The organism is Verticiella alkaliphila (assembly GCF_018904615.1).
Classification (GTDB): Bacteria; Pseudomonadota; Gammaproteobacteria; order Burkholderiales; family Burkholderiaceae_B; genus Verticiella; species Verticiella alkaliphila.
This window is the reverse complement of record NZ_JADCNH010000041.1, coordinates 1-20628: the sequence shown is the minus strand read 5'-3', so window position 1 is coordinate 20628 and position 20628 is coordinate 1. Positions and strand designations below refer to the sequence as shown.

Annotated in this window: 17 protein-coding genes and 1 pseudogene; 6 read left to right on the top strand and 12 right to left on the bottom strand. The window is 68.9% G+C overall.

The window, feature by feature from the left end:
* Nucleotides 1-17 precede the first annotated feature (17 nt).
* The 4 genes from IMZ29_RS18925 to IMZ29_RS18915 all read right to left on the bottom strand — a co-directional run bounded on the left by IMZ29_RS18925 (nucleotide 18) and on the right by IMZ29_RS18915 (nucleotide 3320).
* On the bottom strand, nucleotides 18-998 hold the full coding sequence (locus IMZ29_RS18925; protein ID WP_216187010.1) for an NAD(P)H-dependent flavin oxidoreductase: 981 nt from the start codon (nucleotides 996-998) through the stop codon (nucleotides 18-20).
* A 144-nt stretch (nucleotides 999-1142) separates the two neighbouring features.
* Nucleotides 1143-1793: a DUF938 domain-containing protein gene (locus IMZ29_RS18920; protein WP_253207270.1), complete on the bottom strand. Its 651-nt coding sequence runs from the start codon at nucleotides 1791-1793 to the stop codon at nucleotides 1143-1145.
* A 143-nt stretch (nucleotides 1794-1936) separates the two neighbouring features.
* Nucleotides 1937-2248 carry a four-helix bundle copper-binding protein gene (locus IMZ29_RS23505; protein WP_503660849.1) on the bottom strand — a complete coding sequence of 104 codons (312 nt, stop codon included), beginning with the start codon at nucleotides 2246-2248 and terminating at the stop codon, nucleotides 1937-1939.
* A gap of 157 nt (nucleotides 2249-2405) precedes the next feature.
* On the bottom strand, nucleotides 2406-3320 hold the full coding sequence (locus IMZ29_RS18915) for an alpha/beta fold hydrolase (protein ID WP_216187008.1): 915 nt from the start codon (nucleotides 3318-3320) through the stop codon (nucleotides 2406-2408).
* 262 nt (nucleotides 3321-3582) lie between these two features.
* Between IMZ29_RS18915 and IMZ29_RS18905 the strand changes: the two genes are divergently transcribed.
* Together IMZ29_RS18905 and IMZ29_RS18900 are read left to right on the top strand one after the other, a co-directional pair.
* Nucleotides 3583-6342 (top strand): PAS domain-containing hybrid sensor histidine kinase/response regulator family protein, encoded by a 2760-nt coding sequence (locus IMZ29_RS18905; protein ID WP_371820360.1) that lies wholly within the window; start codon nucleotides 3583-3585, stop codon nucleotides 6340-6342.
* A gap of 16 nt (nucleotides 6343-6358) precedes the next feature.
* Entirely contained in the window at nucleotides 6359-6985 is a 627-nt protein-coding gene (locus IMZ29_RS18900) for a polysaccharide deacetylase family protein (RefSeq protein WP_216187006.1), read from the top strand.
* A 3-nt stretch (nucleotides 6986-6988) separates the two neighbouring features.
* On the opposite strand, the gene IMZ29_RS18895 is transcribed toward IMZ29_RS18900, so the two are convergent.
* Nucleotides 6989-7969: a phosphotransferase gene (locus tag IMZ29_RS18895; RefSeq protein WP_371820359.1), complete on the bottom strand. Its 981-nt coding sequence runs from the start codon at nucleotides 7967-7969 to the stop codon at nucleotides 6989-6991.
* Here IMZ29_RS18895 and IMZ29_RS18890 point away from each other — a divergent pair.
* Nucleotides 7968-8657 (top strand): cephalosporin hydroxylase family protein, encoded by a 690-nt coding sequence (locus IMZ29_RS18890; RefSeq protein ID WP_216187004.1) that lies wholly within the window; start codon nucleotides 7968-7970, stop codon nucleotides 8655-8657. The genes IMZ29_RS18895 and IMZ29_RS18890 overlap by 2 nt on opposite strands.
* Here the strand turns inward: IMZ29_RS18890 and IMZ29_RS18885 are convergent.
* The 7 genes from IMZ29_RS18885 to IMZ29_RS18855 form a co-directional block, all read right to left on the bottom strand.
* The gene (locus IMZ29_RS18885) at nucleotides 8614-9819 is read right to left on the bottom strand and encodes a glycosyltransferase (RefSeq protein WP_216186985.1); all 1206 of its coding nucleotides are present in this window, start codon (nucleotides 9817-9819) and stop codon (nucleotides 8614-8616) included. The genes IMZ29_RS18890 and IMZ29_RS18885 overlap by 44 nt on opposite strands.
* Entirely contained in the window at nucleotides 9816-10862 is a 1047-nt protein-coding gene (locus IMZ29_RS18880) for an asparagine synthase-related protein (RefSeq protein WP_216186983.1), read from the bottom strand. The genes IMZ29_RS18885 and IMZ29_RS18880 overlap by 4 nt, the downstream gene beginning before the upstream one ends.
* The gene (locus tag IMZ29_RS18875) at nucleotides 10859-11704 is read right to left on the bottom strand and encodes a radical SAM family protein (protein ID WP_216186981.1); all 846 of its coding nucleotides are present in this window, start codon (nucleotides 11702-11704) and stop codon (nucleotides 10859-10861) included. Before IMZ29_RS18875 ends, IMZ29_RS18880 begins: the two co-directional genes overlap by 4 nt.
* Nucleotides 11701-12705 carry a phosphotransferase enzyme family protein gene (locus IMZ29_RS18870; protein WP_371820358.1) on the bottom strand — a complete coding sequence of 335 codons (1005 nt, stop codon included), beginning with the start codon at nucleotides 12703-12705 and terminating at the stop codon, nucleotides 11701-11703. Before IMZ29_RS18870 ends, IMZ29_RS18875 begins: the two co-directional genes overlap by 4 nt.
* Complete coding sequence (locus IMZ29_RS18865; protein ID WP_216186979.1) at nucleotides 12702-13448, bottom strand: class I SAM-dependent methyltransferase; 747 nt, start codon at nucleotides 13446-13448, stop codon at nucleotides 12702-12704. Before IMZ29_RS18865 ends, IMZ29_RS18870 begins: the two co-directional genes overlap by 4 nt.
* 161 nt (nucleotides 13449-13609) lie before the next feature.
* The gene (locus IMZ29_RS18860) at nucleotides 13610-13906 is read right to left on the bottom strand and encodes a hypothetical protein (protein WP_216186977.1); all 297 of its coding nucleotides are present in this window, start codon (nucleotides 13904-13906) and stop codon (nucleotides 13610-13612) included.
* A gap of 16 nt (nucleotides 13907-13922) precedes the next feature.
* Entirely contained in the window at nucleotides 13923-14255 is a 333-nt protein-coding gene (locus IMZ29_RS18855) for a DUF1840 domain-containing protein (protein WP_216186975.1), read from the bottom strand.
* Between the two features lie 164 nt (nucleotides 14256-14419).
* Between IMZ29_RS18855 and IMZ29_RS18850 the strand changes: the two genes are divergently transcribed.
* The 3 genes and pseudogenes from IMZ29_RS18850 to IMZ29_RS18840 all read left to right on the top strand — a co-directional run.
* Entirely contained in the window at nucleotides 14420-18550 is a 4131-nt protein-coding gene (locus IMZ29_RS18850) for a DUF6531 domain-containing protein (RefSeq protein WP_216186973.1), read from the top strand.
* Between the two features lie 38 nt (nucleotides 18551-18588).
* The gene (argS, locus tag IMZ29_RS18845; protein WP_216186971.1) at nucleotides 18589-20304 is read left to right on the top strand and encodes an arginine--tRNA ligase; all 1716 of its coding nucleotides are present in this window, start codon (nucleotides 18589-18591) and stop codon (nucleotides 20302-20304) included.
* A 61-nt stretch (nucleotides 20305-20365) separates the two neighbouring features.
* A pseudogene (locus tag IMZ29_RS18840) lies at nucleotides 20366-20628 on the top strand (SPOR domain-containing protein); the annotation flags it as partial.

Genomic DNA, 20628 nt, shown 5'->3' with positions numbered 1-20628 from the left:
TCCAGGAAAAGGACGCCTCAGGCGGCGGGGATAGGGGTGGTCGATTCGGCGTGGCGCATGCCGGCCAGCCGGTCCGTGGCCTGGGCCAGTTCACGGACCAGACGCGCCATCAGCGCGGCGGCGGGCTCCAGGCTGTCGATGAGGCCCACGGACTGGCCGGCCTCGACCTTGCCCCACTCGACGTCGCCGTCCAGGGCTGCCTGCTTGAGTGAGGCACTGTGAAAGAGCGCGTCGTATTCCTCCGCCGGGATCGGGCGCTGCTCGGCTTCAAAGACGCGCTGGGCGAAGCGGTTGTTGAGCGTGCGCACCGGCAGGCTGCGGCGCCCGACCAGGACCGGGTCGGCCACGCCGGCGGCCAGCAGGGCGGCCTTGTAGTTCGCATGCACCGTGGCTTCGGGGGTGAGCAGAAAGCGCGTGCCCAATTGCACGGCGTCCGCGCCCAGCGCCAGCAGGGCGGCAATGCCCCAGCCGTCGGCAGCCCCCCCGCCTGCAATCACCGGAATCGCCACCCGCTGCAGGACCTGGCGCACGGTGACCAGGGTGCTGACATCGTTGGCTGGCGGGTGTCCGCCGGCCTCGCTGCCCACCACGACCAGCGCGTCCACGCCGGCAGCCTGCGCCTTGAGCGCGTGTTCCAGCGTGGAGACCACCTGCACCCAGCGTGCGCCATAGGCGTGAAAGCGGGCCAGATGCGCCCTGGGGCCACCTTGCGAAGCGATCACCACCGGCACCCGGCGCGCATGCATGGCGTCCAGGATCTCGGCCGATTGCGGCCGGTACAGCGGCACGTTCACGGCATAGGGGCGGTCGGTCAACGCCGCCATCTCGTCTAGCACGGCACAGAAGGCCGGCACGTACATGGGGCCGGCTGCCACCGTGCCCAGGCCGCCGGCGTTGGATACGGCGGCGGGCAGGGCGGCGCTCGAGGACGCCCAGCTCATGCCCGCCTGGACGATGGGGTGGGCAATGCCCAGCAGCTCGGTGATGCGCGTTCTCATCGTGTCTCCGTCTTGTTGTGGACAATATAAACAAACAAGTGGACAAAGACAACAAAAAGCCCAAAAAGAAGCCTGCCGGGCGTCGGCAGGCTGTTCTGCTCTTGAGCGAAACGACGGCTGGGCGTGGCCCGCGCTCGGAAGGCGTCAGGGCGTCATCGCAGCCTTGCGAAACACCACGCTCAGATTGTTCGCCGGCATCTCTACCACCTCACAGAGCACCAGGCCGCGCGCTTCGGCCTCGGCCTGGACTTCGTCCAGGTCACGCACGGCGAAGACGGGGTTGCGCTGTTTGAGCCACACGTCGAACTCGGCATTGCTTGGGGCGGTGTGCTGGCCGCCTCGGCGATAGGGGCCATAGAGATAGAGCACGCCGCCAGGCCGCAGAAGGCGGGCGGCGCCCTCCAGCAGGGCGGGGGTGGTGGCCCAGGGGGCGTAGTGGATGACGTTGCAGGCGAGGATGGCGTCCACGGGCGGGACGCCCCAGTCGGCTGCCTGGACATCGAGCAGGCGTGGCGGATCGACGTTGGTGAGGCCGCTGGCGGCTATCCAAGCCTGGATCGAGGCGAGGGCGTCGGGGTCGGCCTCCGTGGGCGTCCACTGCCATGCGGGCAGGGCCTGGGCGAAGAAGACGGCATGCTCGCCGGTGCCGCTGCCGATCTCCAGCGCGTGACCCGCCTCGGGCAGCACGCGGCGCAGCACGTCGAGAATGGGCTCGCGATTGCGGGCAGTGGCGGGGGCGTGGCGACGGGGATCAGGTGAGGTCATGACATTGCGGATCAGAGAACGTTCGGGCATGGTATCCGCTGCGTCGGCGCCTGCGGCATCCCCGCATTCAGACGACACGGCACATGGTCGCAACGCGTGGCTGCCTACCAGGCCTCATACCGCGCCCGATGCCTTGCCGTGGGCGGCATGGCAATAATGACATTGCGCCCGTGTTATGCGCTCATCTGCTCACACACCTCGGCGCATTGTCTGCAAGCTTTGACGCACTCCTCCATGCCGTCGAGTTCGGCACAACTATCGGCGCACTCGCGGCAAATGGCTGCACAATCCGCACAATTGTGGCGGTGCTGCGGCGCACCTAGGAGCATGAGGTGCGCTGACGTGCGGCACATCTCGGCGCAGGCCATCATCAACCGGAAATGCTCCGGTTCGAGGTGCCGTCCGCCTTGGACGAGGCAGTGACGCATGGCCGACGCGGTACAGGTCTGATAGCACTGCAGGCAGGCATCGATGCAGCGCTGCATTTCGGGAGGTATCGAATTCATGGCTGATCCTGAAAAAGGGGGGTGGCGAGATCGCCGCAACGTTCGTGCCGCCCCCAGCCTGCGGGCGAGAGAAACCTGCGGTCCGCGACGCATGAGGACCGCCGGCCCGCTGTTGTCCTATCGCGCTTGCCCAGGCTCAGTCGTCGAGGAAGTCCTCGATCAGCTGTGCGAGCGCGGCGGGCTGGTCGTAGTGCAGCATGTGCCCGCAGTCATCGATGATGGCGCGCCGCACCGATCTCACCGCCCCCAGCCTTTCCTCGAATTCCGCACGCGGGAAAGGGCTTGCCCCTCGGCTTTCTCTATCCGAATGGGTGTTGGCGCCCTCTGCCCAGAGCACGGGGCACTGGATGGCAGCCCATGCGGCGAGCGCTTCCGCGCGTCGATACAGCACCGGATTCACGCCTTTGTGCACGGGATCGCCCTGCACATGCCAGCGGCCGTCGGCACCGGGCTCCGCCCAATGGTCGGAGAGCCACGCCGCATGGGCGGCTGACAGGCGCGGATTCTTGGTGCGCAGGTTGTCGATGACGTCGGCTTGTGTCGCAAAGCCGCGCATGCGCTTCGGGGCCTTCAGCTCGTCCAGCCAGGTTGTCAGGCGCGCGGGGGCGCTCGAGGGCGGTGGCTCGGCCATGCCGAAGCCTTCCAGGTTGATGAGGCGCCGTATCCTGGCGGGGCGAGACCCGGCATACGTCATGACCACGTTGCCGCCCATGCTGTGTCCGAGCAGATCGACGGGGGCTGACGGGGACACGTGTTCGATCACGGCATCGAGATCGCCGTAGTAATCCCCGAACCAGTAGCTGTCCACGGGCGTCGGCTGACGGCTACCGCCGAATCCGCGCCAATCCAGCGCCACGATGTCGCGATCGCGCGCCAGATGATCCACGACGAACTGGAAGGACGCACCCACGTCCATCCAGCCATGCGCGAGCACGAGGACCGGCCGCTCGCTGCCCGCGTGCTCGGCGCGCTTCCACCACCGAAGCTGATACTCGACGGTGTGGCGGATGGTGATGCGCTCGACGCGGGAGGGGCGAACCGGGGTATACATGCGAAGTCTCCTGTGGGGCTGACCCCACGGGATTGGAGCCTGCCGCATCCTTGCATCATGGCACAGCGCCGAGCTTGGCGACCTGCTGAACGGCCACCACCGCGGCATGCTCGACAGGACGTTGCTCGCTAGCCACCTTCTCGCGAGGCTGGCGCGGTATCCTCTGGGGCCACCCACCGGGCGGATGTTCCTGCGCTCGCCCACGGCAGCGCCAGCGAATGCGCTGACCCGCCCCGGCCGGGACTCCAAGCAGAGGTTGTCGTTGTCGTTTTCATTCGAGGCCTTCGATTGGGGCCGCACGCCGCTGGGCCCTCGTTCAGGCTGGTCGACGGCGCTGAGCACGACGTACGACATCATGATGTCGAACACGTTCGCCATGTGCGCCACGTGGGGTCCCGAGCAGACGCTGCTCTACAACGAGGCATACGCGACGGTCCTGTCCATGCGCCATCCCTGGGCGCTTGGCCAACCCATCCACGAGGTGTGGCCGGACGTGTGGGCGGACATCGCGCCGTCCGTGCAGCGCGTGCTGGCGGGTGAGGCACTGCGCTTCGACAGCCAGCGTCTGGTCATGACGCGACACGGCTATCCCGAGGAAACCTATTGGACGTATTCCTACAGCCCACTGCGCGAGGGTGAGGTCGTTCAGGGGCTCCTGAACGTCACGACGGAGGTGACGGCCCTGGTCCTCGCGCAGCGGCGCGCGGAAGCCAACGCCCAGCGTGTGCAGTTGGCCCTCGAGGCGGGCGCCATCACCGGCACCTGGGTCTGGCATCTGCCGACCGATCGTTTCACGGTGGACGCCGCGTTCGCACGCAGCTTCGGTCTGGATCCTGAGCTGGGACACGACGGCCTGAGCCTGGAGCAGGTGATCGCCACCGTGCATCCTGACGACCGCGCGGGCCTGATTGCAGCGATTGACGACGTCGTCGGCCGTGGCGGGCCCTATGCGCACCAGTATCGGGTGCGCCGCGCGGATGGCCGGTATTACTGGATCGAAGCCAATGGTCGGGTGGAGCTCGGCCCCGACGGCAAAGGGCTGAGCTTTCCCGGGGTGCTCATCGACGTGGATGGACGGCGTGCCGTCGAGGCTGAGCGCGACCAGGCCATCGCGCGGCTTCGCGCGCTCAACGCCGAGCTGGAGCAGAAGGTCATCGCGCAATCGCTCGCGCGTGGCCGCACCTGGCAGCTGAGTCCGGATCTGCTGTGTGTGGTCAATGCCAAGGGCGTGGTCGAAGCCTCCAATCCCGCCTGGGAAGCCATGCTGGGATGGTCCGAGGAGGAGGTGGCGCGCGCGAAGTTCTTCGCGCGCGTGCATCCGGACGATCTGCCCGCCACGCGCGCCGCCTGGGACGACACGCTGGGTCGCGGCCTGCCGGTACTGCGACTGGAGAATCGCTACCAGCACAAGGCCGGTGACTGGCGGTGGCTGTCGTGGGTGGCGGTGGCCGACGAGACCAAGGTGTACTGTTCGGCGCGTGACATCACCGATGAGAAGATGCGCCAGGCCGATCTGGTCACGCGCACGGCCGAGCGCGACCGGCTGTGGGAGAACACCAACGACCTGATGGGCACGGCCGGCTTCGACGGCTACCTGAAGGCTGTCAATCCGGCCTGGACGGCGCTGCTCGGGTGGACAGAGGCCGAGTTGATGCGCAAATCGCTGCACAGCATCGTGGCGCCCGACATCCCGTTGGAGACGTGCGATGTCTTGCCGCGGGTAAGCGCCGGCGAAGAAGTGACGGGCTTCGTCGCCCAGGCCGTGTGCAGCGATGGCAGCCGGCGCTCGCTCACGTGGACGGCGACGCCCGACCGCAATTCCGACCTGTTCCTGCTCGTCGGGCGCGACATGACGGCGCTGCACGAAGTCGAGGCCACGCTGCGCCAGTCGCAGAAGATGGAGGCGGTGGGCCAGCTCACGGGCGGGCTCGCGCACGACTTCAACAACCTGCTGGCTGGTGTCTCCGGCGCCCTGGAGCTCATGAGCGTGCGGGTGCGCCAGGGGCGCCTGAACGAAGTCGAGAAGTACCTGGTCGTGGCCCAGGGCGCTGCCAAGCGCGCGGCCGTGCTGACGCACCGGCTGCTGGCCTTCTCACGTCGTCAGACGCTTGAGCCCAAGCCCACCAACGTCAATCACGTGGTACAGGGCATGCTCGACATGATCCAGCGCACGGTGGGTCCGGGTGTGCTCGTCGAACACTTCGCTTCGCTCGACGTATGGACGGCGATGGTGGACGTGTCCCAGCTCGAGAATGCCTTGCTCAATCTGTGCCTGAACGCGCGCGATGCGATGCCGACGGGCGGGCGCATCACGATCCAGACACAGAACCAGACGCTGGACCGCGCCCAGGCCCGCGCGCTCGACCTGCCCGAGGGGCCGTACCTGTCGCTGTCGGTGAGCGACACCGGCACGGGCATGACGCCGGACGTCATCGCCAAGGCCTTCGATCCCTTCTTCACGACCAAGCCGCTGGGGCAAGGCACCGGGCTCGGCCTGTCCATGATCTATGGCTTCGCCAAGCAGTCTGGCGGCCAGGTACGCATCGTGTCCACCGCGGGTAAGGGGGCGCAGGTGTGCATCTATCTGCCGCGCCATACGGGTCAGGTCCAGACCGATGCGGATGGCACCGTACGCGCGCTCACGGACGCGTCGGGCCTGGGTGAGACCGTGCTCGTCGTGGACGATGAGCCGACCGTGCGCATGCTCGTGGTCGATGTGCTCGAAGAACTCGGCTACACCGCGCTGCAGGCGGGCGATGCCATGACGGGACTGAAGGTGCTCGAATCCGATGTCCGGATCGATCTGCTGGTGTCCGATGTCGGCCTGCCGGGTGGCATGAACGGCCGTCAGATGGCCGACGTGGCCCGCGCACACCGTCCGAATCTGCAGGTGCTTTTCATCACGGGCTACGCAGAGAACGCGTTTGCCGACGGACAACTGGCCGCGGGCATGTCGGTGCTCGCCAAACCCTTCTCGATGGATGCGCTGGCCACACGCGTGCGCGAGCTCATCGCGCGCTGAGGCCAGGACGCCGGACATGCGCGGACCCGTTGCGAGCCTACCCTCGCGCCTCGCAGCGCCGGTGCTGACCTTCGATGACGGCCCGGGCCCCTCGACCCCGGCCTTGCTGGACGTGCTGAAGGCGCGGGGCTGGCAGGCGACGTTCTTCCTGCTGGGCGCGCAGATCGCACGTTCCCCTCAGGTAGCAGAGCGGATCGCGCGGGAAGGCCACGTCCTCGGCAACCACACGCAGACGCACGCCCGCCCGGGCACGCTGTCCGAGTACACGCTGCTCGAGGAGATTGCGGCCACGGATGCGCAGATCGCGCACGCCTACGCAGGCGCAGGGATGCGGGTGCCGGCGGTGGTGCCCGTGCGGCTGCCGTACGGCGTCCAGATCGCGAGCGAGACGGGCGTCGACCCGCGGCTGGCCGTACTGGCGCGTCTGGGCCGTCCGCATGTCGGATGGACGCTGATGCTTGACGACTGGCAGCGTCCGGCGCCAGGCGCGTGCGCGCTGGTCGCTGCGATGCAAGCCCATCATGCCGCACAGTACGCGCTGGGCGAGCCCGCCGTGTTCTGCCTGCATGATGGCTCGCGGCATGGCGAGTCGCGGCCGGCGACGGTAACCGCCGTGGCGCGGTTTCTCGATGCCCTGGCTTAACGCTCACCGGCCCGGTGGCGATGGTGCGTGCAGCAGGCTGCGCCAGCACCCCAGGAAGCCGATGCCGGGCCTCAGGGCCCACAGGCCGCGCTGCGCGGCCTCGAGGTGGATCAGCACCTGATCGGCGCAGAAGACCGGCAACAGCGTCGGCCGCAGCGAGAGCAGCCGCGCGGCATCCAGACCGGGGCACTGCGCAGCGTAGGCGCGCAGCCCGACGTCCCAGTGCGCCGTGTCGTAGACCAGCCGAGCGTCGCGCCGCGCATCGCGGGTCAAGGCAAAGAGGGCCAGGCTGGCTTCGAGCGCCGGCGCGCCTTCGCCCGGGTCGTCGAAATCCAGGATGCCCTGAAGGGCGCCGTCCAGGAACAGCAGATTGCCGGCATGGTAATCCCCGTGCAGCCACTGCACCGTGCCTTGGACGCACGTGTCTGCGTGGTGCAGGTGGCGTTCGATCGCCGTGAGGACGTCGTCATATTGTGCTGACAATCCGGGGGGCAAGGCGGGTGCTGGATTCGCACGCACCCGCTCGAGGCGCGCGTGGAGCCAGGCGCAACCGCGGGTGGCCGTGGTCGGCAGGCTGTGCAGTGCCTGGTGGAGGGCGCCGAGCGCGCGCAAGGCCTCGGGCACCGTGCGATCCGGATGCTGATCTGACGCCGCCTGGCCGGCGATCGTCTCGAACAGATGCAGCCAGCGGCCGTCGACGCACATGGCGCTTTGGCCCTGCCGCGTCGGGCGGGGCGACGGACGCTGTGGCAGCCCGGACGCATCGCGAAGGTGACGCAGGAGGCGCGCCTCGCGCTCGACTTGCGCGGCTGGCTTGCCAGGCCAGGACACACGCAGGATGGCCGGGCCGTCATCGGCGTCCAGACCGAAGGTTTTGTTAGTATGGCCGGCGTCAATCGCCCACAGGCGTGCCGGCCGGATGCCCCAGTGGGCATGCACGAGCGCGGCAAGTCGTCGGGCATCAGCAAAGGCGTCTGGCATCATGGCTGAGCGAATGTCCGTCCACATGCGGGGAATCACGGTCGAGTGGCTCACTCAGGCCGCCAAGTTCGACCATCTCTTTCAGATGCGCTGGCTGGGTGAGCGCTTCTTTCACCTGCCCGGCGACATGGTGGCCTTGCAGTCCCTCGTGTGGCAGGTGCGGCCCTCGTGCATCGTGCAGACAGGCGTGGCGGCAGGCGGCGGCGTGGTGTTCTCGGCGTCGATGCTGGAGCTCACGCAGGCGGCGGGGCGGGTGGTGGCGGTCGAGCCGCGCTTGCGCGAGGAGGTGCGTGAGCGCCTGGGCATGCATCCGCTGGCCCACCGGATGCATCTGGTCGCCGGGGATTCCTGTGCGCCGGACACGCTGGCGGCGGTGACGGCGCAGTTGCCGGCCAATGGCCCTGTCATGGTGATCCTGGACCTGAATCCCACGCACGCACACGTGCTGCGCGAATTGCGCACCTATGCCGACTGGGTCACGCCCGGCAGCTATCTCGTCGTCATGGACACGATCCTGGAATATCTGCCCGAGACGATGTTTGCGGGCAAGCCCTACGGGCGCGGCAACAATCCGGCCACGGCCGTGCAGGCCTTTCTGGCCGAGGACGCGCGATTCCGAGTGGATGAGGCGATTGAAGACCATGTGCTCATGACGCTGTCGCCGGGCGGCTTTCTGCAGCGAGTCGGCTGATGAGGCGCGCGGCTTCGGCCGAACCGTCGCGCTGGTAGCTGGCCTGGACGGCGGCAGCACCGGCGCGCAGGTCAGAGTCTGCAAGCGCGCTCAGCACGGCCTCGCGCAGCGTCGGCACGTCGGCCGCCAGCAGGTCGATGCCTCGCCCGGCACCCGCTGCCACGACGAAATGTGCGGAGTGGAACTGGTCATTGCATAACGGCGAGACGAGCATGGGCACGCCCATCGCGAGCGCTTCCATGACCGAGTTCGCCCCGCCATGGGTGATGAAAAGTTGCGTACGGGCGAGCAACGCAAGCTGCGGCGCGTAACGCACGGCGACCACGTGCGGGCCGAGCTCGGGCAACGCATCGGCGTCGGCCAGTTCACCGACCGACAGCACGAGTTGCACGGGGGCGTCGCGCAGGGCGGCGTCGATGCGGGCGAAGAGTTCCGGCTGGTAATAGAGCTGGCTGCCCAGCGACACGTACACCAGCGGCAGTGCGGGATCCAGGCGGTCCCAAGGGAAGCCAGGCTCGTCGCCGCGCGCCCCGCTCGGCAACGCCGGCCCCACGAGCGTCACGCCGTCAGGTGGCGGCCCAACGAGGGCCGGCGTGGTCAAGGCGATCGTGAGGTGCGGCGAGAGCACGTCGCAGCCGCGAAACTGCGCAGTCAGACCAAAGCGTGCAAAGAGCGCGTCGCGCTCATCCGCCAGCCATCGCACCGTGCGCAACAGCGCTGAATCCAGGTTGTCGGGCAGGACGGGGTTGAGCGAATTCGACAGTGACACCCAGGGCAGGCCTTCGAGCGCTGCGGCGATGGCTGCGGCATAGAGCAGGGGATCGACCACGACGAGGTCGGGACGATAGTCGCGGATGACGGCGCGCAGGCCGTCCACCTGGCCCGGCGTCTCCTCGATCAGCAAGGTGCGGATCCACTGGCGCAGCCAAGGCCCATCCTGGATCTGCTCGGCAAAGCGTGCGCCGCGCGAGATGTCGTGGCGCTCCGTGGGGCGGTCTGGCCCCACGTAGTCAAAGCCGCCGGCCGCGGCGAGCTGAGGCCGGATGTCGGCCGGCGCCCAGAACGCCGCCGTCATGCCGGCGGCGCGCAGGTGCTGGGCGGGGCCGATGCACGGATTGAGATGGCCCTTCTCGGGCACGACGCAAAAGAGGATGCGACTCATGGTGGGGTGGGCTCTGGCGTGAGGAGGTCCAGGGTCATGACGAGCGTGGTCCAGAGGACGCGCTCGCGATCGGTCTCGAGAGCGGGCGCCGGCAGGTCGAGTGCGCGTGCCAACGGCGGGATGCGGGCCGCCACATCCAGACTGTCCAGATCCATCGCCGGCGCAAGCCGGCTGCGCTTGGGGCCCTGCACCAACACATCCGGCAGCGCCAGCTGCGCGCCCAGCGCTCGCAGGCAGGCCTTGTCGGCGTCGGGCGGCTGGCTGCACAGGTGACGCACCACCCCTGGCGCGAGAAACGGCGGCCACCAGCGCACGCCAGCGGTGTCGAACAAGGCCTGGCACAGCGGCAGATAGTTGGCCGAGGCGTCCCGGCGCAACACCTGGTCCGCGCCGTCACCCGTGATGGCAAGGTCGATGCCGTCGCGCGCCATCGCCTCAGCGAGCAGGCGCTTGGCCACGGGATGCAGATTGAAGAGCGGCTCCTCGACCTCGCGGAGCACGCGCGGCAGGGCGTCCACAAAGTCCGAGGCCTGGACGGTCACCACGCTAACGGAGGCGCCCAGGCGCTGCGCCATGGCCAGCGCCGCCTCGCGTTCGCAGTAGTCCGGCATGCCCGTGGCAAGCACATAGACCGGCACGTCCTCGCGCCCCTGCGCGTGCAGCAACGCGAGCAGCAGGGCGGAATCGAGTCCACCGCTCAGGGCCAGTGCAACGCGCTTGCCCGCCGTGAAGGCGGCTGCCAGCGCCGTTTGGAGTGCGGTGCGAAGATCTGCCGCCCGACTCGCTGGCGGCAGGCGGCGCAGGTGCAACGTCGATCCACGCACCAGCGCATGCCCCGGCGGGACGGCGCGCACGTCTCGGATGAGTGTTCGATCCTGGTGCCGGGGACCGTACAGATGGCCGACGATGGCGTCGCGGTCTGGCGTCACCTGGCGCACACCGGTAGCCGCCAGCACCTCCCGGACGCGCTCGCCGGTGTGCCCGGTAGCCGGGTGATACAGCAGACGCCGGCTGCCGAAGGCGTCACGGGCACCGACGATCATGGGTAGGCGGCCTTGATGGCGTGGATCTGCCGGCGCGAGAGCATCCGGTGAGGCGCCACGGGGGCGCTGCCGCCCTGGCAATGCAGACACGCCTGCAGCGGCGCCTCGCGCTGCAGATAGGCGAGCAGCGTGTCGAGCATGCCGGGCTCGTCGTCCAGGCGAAGGCCGTCGTCCGCGAAGGCTCCCGTGTCGCCATGCAGCGTCTGGAAGTGGGCGGGCCGGGTGCACGTGTAGAACACGCCGTCGCGAATGAGGTGGCAGCGCTCGCGGATCCAGCAGTCGCGGAACAGCGCGCGCGCATCGGGCCCGTCGCCGAGCGGCGTCTCGCGATCCATCTGCGTGAACGTGTCCTGCGCCTTCCAGTTGAGCGACACGTCAAAGCGCGCGGCCTGGTCTTCGACGTGGGCGACGAGATCGTCCGTGAGGCGCGGCCGGGGATAACGCGAGATCGTGAGGGCGTCGACGTCGCGCCAGAACGCCTCGGGCATGTCGGCGAGCTTCAGGCCATTGGTGGTGACGGACACCTTGGGCGCAATGCCCGAGGCCTTCACGACCTGGATGAGCTCAGGCAGCGCCGGATGCAGCGTGGGCTCGCCGCCCACGAGCTTGAAGACGCGCGGACGCAGCACGCGTGCGGCCAGTGCGAGATCGCGCGCGAGCTGGGCCGGGTCGGCGTACCAGTCGGGCAGCAGCGGCGACAGCGAGCAGCAGCCCGCACAGGTGAGGTTGCAGTGATCGACGACGTGCGCTTCGAGCGAGCGCGTCTGCACGCGGCCGTCCTGGACCGGGTAATGATGGTCCATCGGGGGCGGGAACACATGGACGCGCGGCGACGCAGTCATGCGAGGCTCCCGCGCGCGCAGCGCTGGTAGAAGTCGATGAGGCGGTCCCGCGCATCCACCATCAGGCTCGTCATCTGGATGGCGCCCGCGAGGTGGGTCGCGAATCGCGCCGGCTCGGCGAGCCACCCCTGAAGCACCCAGCGTTTGCACGCGTGCTGAAGGCAGGCCGCGTCCACCGCCCAGGGCAGGGTGTCGAGCGCAAGCGGACGTTGCATCACGTAGGCCTTCACGAAAGTCTCGGCGGCATCGGGCGCCACCAGGGGCAGGTGGTTCAGGCAGCGCACCAGCTCGTAGGCGCGCGGCGCGCCGATGGCCGCTTCCCAGTCCAGGATCACGGGCGGCAGCGTGCGGCCGAACACGTAGTTGAACTGATTGTAGTCATGGTGGATGGGGCGCTGCGGGTCGTCGGCGGGAAAGCCGCGCAGGCTGCCGGCGTGGTGGGCGTCGATGAGTCGCAGGGCGTTGCCGACGTAGGGGCGGACGGCGTCGGCCGTGCCCGCACGCGCGGCCTCACCCACGTCCGCGAGCAGGTCGTGGCGCAGGGTCTCGGCGTCGATGGCGTGCAGCCGTTCGCGCAACGTCGGCAGGCTTGACAGGACGAGCGTATCCAGATGCCCATGCAGGGCCGCGAGGCTGGTGCCCAGCGCCTGCCAGGTCGGGCGCGAGAACGTGTCGAACGTGCGCATGCTGCCGGCCTCCCAGCGCGTGACGAGCACGGGTCCGTCGACGCCGTGCCACAGCGCGTCGCCGCTGCGCGTTCGGCACAGCGTCTGCACCCGGCATCGGGGATCGCCCGCCGCCGCCTGCAGATGCGCGAGGATGGCCGCTTCGCGCTCCGCCTGGGCCTGACGCTCGAGGCCATGGCGCTTGATCGCGACGTGCCCGGTACGGGTCGGCAGCTGCCAGACGCGCGCACTGACGCGCTGCGCCGGGCCGACCGGGTGGAGCCCGTAGGCCACGGCCAAGGACGACACCGCATCGGGGGCCAGGCTGCCCGTCACAGCGCCTGCCCGGGACCGTAGCGATACGGGTGGCCGCTCACGAAGGTGTTGTGTCCGACATAGCGCACCTTGTACATCGCCGGCCGAAAGAGCACTGCCGGGCGATTGTCGGTGATGCCGAGCGCGGGGTAGAACTCGCGCGCCACGAAGAACGCGTTGTTGCCCATGTCGTCGCAGCAGACGAGCTCGTAGCCCTTGCGCTGGCCGAGGTGATAGAGCGATTCCAGGCTCGCGCCGTAGTAGGTCGAGCCGTCCCAGACGTGATCGGGGTTGAAGCACATCACCCAGCGCTCGGGCGGGGTGTAGTAGGGGTTGTATTCGATGACGACGATGCGTGGGCGGCAGGCTTCGATCGCCTGCCAGACCCAGTAGTCGTTGCCGTCGATGTCGATGGACAGCAGGTCGGGGTCGGGCGGCACGCCGGCTTCGGCGAGCCAGGCATCGACCGTGTCTGGCTGGATGCGCGCGTGGTGCAGGCGAACGTGGTCGGCGCTGCCGTAATTGGCCCTCAGCTGTGCGAAGCGATAGGCGCTCGCTTCGGCGAGCGCGCCTTGCCAGCCTTGCTCGCGCAGCAGCAGGGCGGTGTTGCTGTTGCGCAGCCCATCGCTCGCGCCGATATCGACGCAGTAGCGCCGCGTCGGCGGGATGCGCTCGAGCAGACGGCCCAGGATGGCTTCCTCGGTGCCCTGGGCATAGAGACCAGGGCCGAGGCGGCTGAGATCGAGCGCGGGAACGGCAGACATGGCGGGGCGGCTGCAGCAAGGGTGAGGGACGACCCGTCGCCGTCCTGGCCCGATGATACGCCGGCCCTGGTGCCACCGTGGCAGCAGGGCTAAGCGTGCTGATGAGCGCCTGGGGTGATCGCCTGCTGGAGCCGGGCAGCGAAGCCTAGGGCTCTACCGCGTCATCGCACCAGACCGCCCAGCACGAACACGCCGAGCACCGCCCACACGATCGCTGCCACGATGGCGCGCCGGAAGATGGCGCGCACCGCGGCGATCAGCATCAACACACCCAGCGCGAGCCAGAGGTAGTTGAAGATGTTGGGATCCATGCCGACGGCGTTGGCCACGCCGTGCAGGAAGTCGCCGATCGCGTCCGAGAGCCCGCCGAAGATCAAACGAAGAAAATCCACGATGGCCTGGATGACGCTGCCTACAGCGCCACCCAGCCAGCTGAAGAAGCCGCTGCTGCTTTCCATGGCCGGTCAGCCGGGCTCAGCGCCCGCCGATCTCCCACATCACTTCCACCTGCTTGGCCTCGGCCTTGGCGAGCATGTCCAGCAGTGGCTGCGCGCGTTGCTTCAGGCTCACGTACTGGCGGGCCTGCGCGGCCTGGACGGGATCGTCCTCGTTGAAGTCCGGATCCTGATCGCCGCGGACGGCGCGGGTGATGCCAGCGATGGCCGGCGCGAGCTGTTCTGGCGTGAAGACGCCACGCGGCTGCTGCAGCGTTTCGTCCGACTTTCCGGCAACCTTGAGCAGAGGCTTGGCGTGCTCGCCGAGCATGATGAGCTCGCCGGTGGCCTTGGAACGGAAGGTGAATATCATGAAGGCATCCTGAAACGCCACCCGAGGGGCAGGGCAGGTGGCGACGCAAATACTGTACCGCAGCGCATACGTACGTGGTTCTGACAGGAGCGGATTCGCACGCACCGCGTGGCCTTTGCGCCCCGGCGGGAGCGATGATGGCCGCTTTGTCAGGGGGAGCGGCAATGCGGTGGTCCGCAGCGGGGCGTTGCACGATGGAAGTCCTGGTGGCGCTCTGTCTGGGGCTTGCCGGATCGGGGGCGATAGCCCAGGGCCAGAGTTGTGGTCCCTCGCAGCTCGGCTCGCCATGTGGTGAGGGCGGGCCGGCGTCGCTGCCGGCCGAAGGCCCGTCGGCCGCGGTGGGCAACCCTGTGCATCTGGCCACGGGCAACAAGTATCAGCGCGAAGTGGATCTGCCGGCGCTGCCGGGCGCGCTGGGGCTGGAGCTCGTGCGCCACTACAACGCCGGAGATCCGCGGATTGGCGCGTTTGGCCAGGCCTGGCAGCTGTCCTACGACACCCGACTGCACGACGCGGGACGTCAGATCAGCATCGTGCAGCCCGATGGCACCCGATTGGATTTTCTGGCGGGCGAGACGGGCGAGGCGCCCTGCGTGCCGCTCAATCCGGCGCATGGCGAGGTGCGGCGCGTAACAGGTGAGGGAAGCGAGCGCTATGTCTGGACATGGCGCAGCGGCCGTCGCCTGAGCTTCGATGCCGAGGGGCGACTGGTGGCGATCACGGCGCCGCTGGGTGGGCGCGTCGTCATCGTGCGCGGGCGCGTGCAGGGGGCGGCCGCCTACGGCCGCGCGGTTCGGGTGACGGACCCGTCAGGCCGCAGCCTGCAGTTGACGTACGCGGGGAGTCCTGCGCGGGTGGTGCGGGCCGAGACGCCGGCGGGCGTGATCGCCTATCAGTACGACCGCGAGGGCGGGCTCGTGGGCGTGTCGTACCCGGATGGCCATGTCCGCACCTACGAGTATGACGCGACGTTGCGCGGGCGGGGGCGCTTGGCCATGACGGCCCGAGGCGTGCGCCGACCGGATGGCGGGCAGACGGTGCTGGGCGCCTGGCGTTACGACAGTCAGGGCCGCGTCGTCGAAACCTATGCCGGGGCACCCGGGGATCCGGCGTCCTTGCTGCGCCTGGACTACGCCCGCACGCCGGCCGGTTGGCGCACGGCCGTGACGGACGCCGTCGGTCGGCGCAGTCAGGCCGACCTGGCGAGCGGTGGTGCCCGGCATGTCCTGACGCGGATGACGGGCGCAGCGTGCCCGGGGTGCACATTGCCAGGCACGATAGCCGCCTATTCGCCGGCCGGCGCATTGCTCGCCCGCGAGGTGCACGCAGTCGCGCGCGATGCGCTGGGGCGGCCTGTGCAGGTGGGCGGGGCAGGGGGCTTTCGTCTCCGGTGGCTCGAGGACACGACGCTCGTGGAAGAAATCGTTGGCTCGAGCGTGATGGCGGGCAAGACGCGAGCGCTCACCCTCGCGTGGACGACCGCGCCGACGCCCCATGGGCCGGTGCGCGTGCCCGTGCGCGTGGCGGAGCGGGGCTGGCAGCCTACGGGGGAAGGCGACGCGCGGGCGTTGACGCGATCGTGGGCATTGACTTGGCGATGGCACGAGGACGGCATGCGGCTCGCGGGGGCCGAGATGGCGCCGGCGGGCGCGCCACCGGCACGGACGCGGCCGGCGCGTCGGCAGGGCGCCCCGGCGGGATGGCCAGGCGCCGAGGCGCAGTGGGACGATTTTGGTCAGGTCGTGCGCTGGCGCTCGACCGCCACAGGCGAGGAAGTCCGTGAGCACGATGAAGCGGGCCGCTTGACCGCACGGCGCTTTGCAAACGGACAGCGCTGGCAGTATGCCTACGATGCGCACGGGCAGCTCGTGCAGATCGACCTGGGCGAGCAACAAGTGCGCATCGGCTGGGCAGACGCCCTACCTACGCAGATCGTGCACCCTGACGAGGCCGAGACGCGGGGCTATGACGCCCAGGGGCGGCTGACCTCGCGTACGGTGCGTCGGCCCGCTGAAGGGCCTGCGCGTCTGGCCTACACGGAGCGTTTCGAGCGGGACGCGCAGGGCCGCATCGTCACGCATCGGCTGCCAGAGGGCGGTGCGCTGCACTATGCCTGGGGCGAAGGGCGGCGCCTGCAGCGGCTGGTCTGGGAGGACAGCACGGGCAGGCTCACGCCGCTGGTCACGCTGCCGGCCACGGGCGCCGGCTTCGCGCTGGGCAATGGCGTGACGGTACAGCCGCGTCTCACATCGTCTGGGTTCGCGGGGGTGGATCATCGCCTCGGCAGTGCCGTGGTCCTCGACCACAGCGTGCAGCAGGCACAGGGGCAGGTCGTGGCCGAGTCGGTGGAGACAGCCAGTGGCCGAACGGCCATGACCTATGCCTACGACCGGGAAGACCGGCTGGTGGTCGAGGCCTGGGCGACAACGCGTGGCGACATGGGGCATGCGCGACGACAGTGGTCTGCAGATGGCGCGGCGCAGGTCTCGCCGGTGTCGGCGGTGATGCGAGAGGCAAGTGGCCTGCCTCGCCAGATCGGCGAGCGCACCCTGCAATACGGACCGTCCCGCCGGCTCGCGGCCGTGGAAGCGGGCGGCCGCCCCTTGATCGCATACCGTCACAACGCCTACGGCGAGCAGATTCGCCGCGAGCCGGCCGAGGGCGCTGCGAACGACTTCCTCTATGTGGGCCAGCGGCTGGCGGCGATCTGGCAGGACGGCGGTGTGGTGCGGCGCTATGTGTATGCCAACGACGCGCCGGTGGCCATGATCGACTACGCGCAGCCGCAGACGGTGTCAGGGACTGAGCCGGCCGGCTGGGGCCGTCTGTTGGTGCAGGGGCCAGCGTTGACGCGGCCCGCGCTGGGGCGCGTCTTCTATCTGCATGCCGATGCGATCGGCTTGGTGCGCGCGGTGACCGATGCGAGCGGCACGCTGCAATGGCAGGGCGAGTTTGACGCCTTCGGGGCGCTGCTCGCGGCCCAGGGCGAACGCGATCCGGGCCTGCGGCTGCCGGGCCAGTGGCACGACCCCGTCACCGGCTGGCATGACAATTACCTGCGCACCTACGACCCAGGGGCAGGGCACTACCTCGAGCCGGATCCCCTGGGACCAGCCCCGTGGCTGGCGTCCGTGCCCGGCGTCGTGGCGCGCACGTCGGCCTATGGGTATGCCGCGCAGCAGCCGCGCCGCCATGCCGATCCGCTCGGCTTGGTGCTGTTTGCCTTCGAGGGTACATTCTCGGTGCTGCGTGAGCCCACGAACGTTGCGCAGTTCGCGCTGTTGTATGGCGACTCGCGCCACCCGGACGCGAAGACCTATCTGATCACCGCGCCGGGGGATGCCAGCGATTCTCCTTTGATCGATGCGGCTACCGGCGGGACCGGCCCGGAGATCCTCCAGGCACAGTGGGATCGCCTCATCACGCACCTGTCAGAACTGGGCACGGGCGGGCCTGCGGAGGCCATCGATCTGGTGGGTTACTCGCGCGGGGCGGCGCTTGCACGGCACTTCGCCAACGAGATCGCCGCGCAGGTGCGTCAAGGGCGCTTCTGGCAATGGGTGGCGGGCGTGGGCGCCGTCACCGCGTGCGTCGATCTGCGGTTCATGGGGCTCTTCGATACGGTGGCGCAATTCGGTGCGTTGGGCTCCAAGGATCCCGACTACGATTTCACCATCGCGCCGGACTGGTCGCTCGTGGCCCATGCGGTATCCCTGCATGAGCAGCGGCTCATCATGGGGCTCACGCTGGTGGCGAACGCCGATGGCACATTGCCTGCCAACGCCGTGGAAATGCCCTTCGTGGGATCGCATGGCGATATCGGGGGCGGTTTTGGCGATCCCACCGGGAATTACCGCGACCTCTCCGACATTCCGCTCGCGTGGATGCTCGCGCGGGCGCGCGAGGCCGGTGTGCCGATGCGTGAAGCGCTGGCAGCGCAGCAGATCGTGAGTGACCCGACCTTGAACGACAAGCGCTCAACGGTCGAGCGCGTGTCCGAGCAATGGCGCGCCGAGATCGCCGCAGGGCTGGGTCTGACCGATGTGGTTCCGCCGTCGCTCATCCTGGACCGCCCCGTGCGGGCTGCCGATAGCACGGTGCTGGTGGACTCGGCGGCGGATCACCCGTTCATCGGCCCGGCGCGCGCCGAGACCGAAGCCTTCATCCATCGCTTTCGGGACTGGCGCACCAGCGGCAAGGAAGAGGTGGGCATTGTCGACCTTGAGGCCTATGCGAAGTGGCTCGCGGCGCGCGGGATCGACGGCACCTGGCGCGCGGGTGGGCCGCCCGACTGATAACATTGCGGGTTGACCCGCACTCTCAGGCTTGCACCATGCTCCCAGAGCAAATTCGTACCTTGACGGACCTCGTCGCGCAGGCGGTCCAGGCCGTCGCCCCCGGCGCGCAGCCCACCCTGCAGTTCGAGCGCCCCAAGGTGGCCGCGCACGGCGACTTCGCCACCAACGTCGCCATGCAGCTGGCCAAGCCCTTGAAGCGCAACCCGCGCGAGCTCGCGACGGCGCTGGTCGAGGCCCTGAAGGCGCAGCCCGGTGCCGATGCCCTGGTGGCGGACGCCGAAGTGGCCGGCCCGGGCTTCATCAATCTGCGCGTCACGCCGCAGGCGAAGCAGGCCGTCGTGGCAGCCATCGCCGCCCAGGGTGAGCGCTTTGGGCAGGCGGCAGCGACGGGCGATCGTCTCATCGTCGAATTCGTGTCGGCCAATCCCACCGGTCCGCTGCACGTGGGCCACGCTCGCCAGGCTGCGCTGGGCGACGCGCTGTGCCGGTTGTTCGCGGCGTCTGGTCTGGATGTGAACCGCGAGTTCTACTACAACGATGCGGGCAACCAGATCCACAATCTCGCCATCAGCACGCAGGCCCGCGCGCGCGGCATCGGCGTGGACGACGACGCCTTCCCCAAGGACGGCTACAAGGGCGAATACATCGCCGACATCGCCGCTGACTACATGGCCGGCAAGACCGTGCAGGCAAGCGACGGCGAGCCCGTCACCGGCCGCGCGGATCCCGAGGATCTGGACGCCATTCGTGCCTTCGCGGTGGCCTATCTGCGCCGCGAGCAGGATCTGGATCTCCAGGCTTTCGACCTGAAGTTCGACAATTACTATCTCGAGAGCTCGCTCTACACGAGCGGGCGCGTCGAGGATACCGTGGCCCGCCTGGTCGCGAGCGGCCACACCTATGAGGACGGCGGCGCGCTGTGGCTGCGCACCACGGAACTCGGCGAGGGCGACGACAAGGACCGCGTGATGCGCAAGAGCGAAGGGGGCTACACCTACTTCGTGCCGGACGTCGCCTATCACGTCACCAAGTGGGAGCGCGGCTTCACGCGCGCCATCAACATCCAGGGCAGCGATCACCACGGCACGATCGCCCGCGTGCGCTCGGGCCTGCAGGCGCTGGATGTGGGCATCCCCAAGGGCTACCCCGACTACGTCCTGCACAAGATGGTGAAGGTGATGCGCGGCGGCGAGGAGGTCAAGATCTCCAAGCGTGCCGGCAGCTACGTCACCCTGCGCGATCTGGTCGACTGGGTGGGCCGCGACGCGGTGCGCTTCTTCCTGATCCAGCGCCGGGCGGACACCGAGTTCGTCTTCGACGTGGATCTGGCCTTGAAGCAGAGCGACGAGAATCCGGTGTTCTATATCCAGTACGCCCATGCGCGGATCTGCTCGATTCTCGCGCAATGGGGCGGTGATGCTGCGACGCTCGCGGATGCCGACGCCTCCTTGCTCACCGCGCCCAGCGAATTCGCCCTGATGCAGCGGCTGGCCGAATTCCCCGGCATGATCCAGAGTGCCGCCCAGGAGCTCTCCCCGCACCATGTGTCGTACTGGCTGCGCGAGTGCGCGGCGGACTTCCATGCCTACTACAATGCCGAGCGTGTTCTGGTGGACGACGCGGCAGTGAAGCTGGCGCGCCTGTCCCTGCTCTCTGCCACGCGCCAGGTGCTGGCCAACGGACTCGCGCTGCTTGGCGTGAGCGCGCCCCAGCGCATGGAGCGGGAGAGCCCGCCAACGGATGTGACATGAGCCAGTCTTTTTTGCACACCACAGGGCAGGCCGCCAGCAGCGCGGCGGCACGCTCTTCGGTGTGATCGCCGGGGTTCTGCTGGGCCTGATGGTGGCCGCAGCGGTGGCAGTCTATGTGACCCGATCGCCGATCCCCTTCGTCGATCGCGCGTCGCGCGGTCCCGACCCTTCCATCCCCGATCCTGGCTTCGCGCCGGATCCGAATCGCATCCTCTATGGCCGGGACGCGGCTGCCGGCATGGCCCCCAGCGGGCCGGTCACGACCTCACCGTCGCCCGCCCCTGGCGTGGCCACGCCAGGGACAGCGCCGGGCGCGGCGCTTGG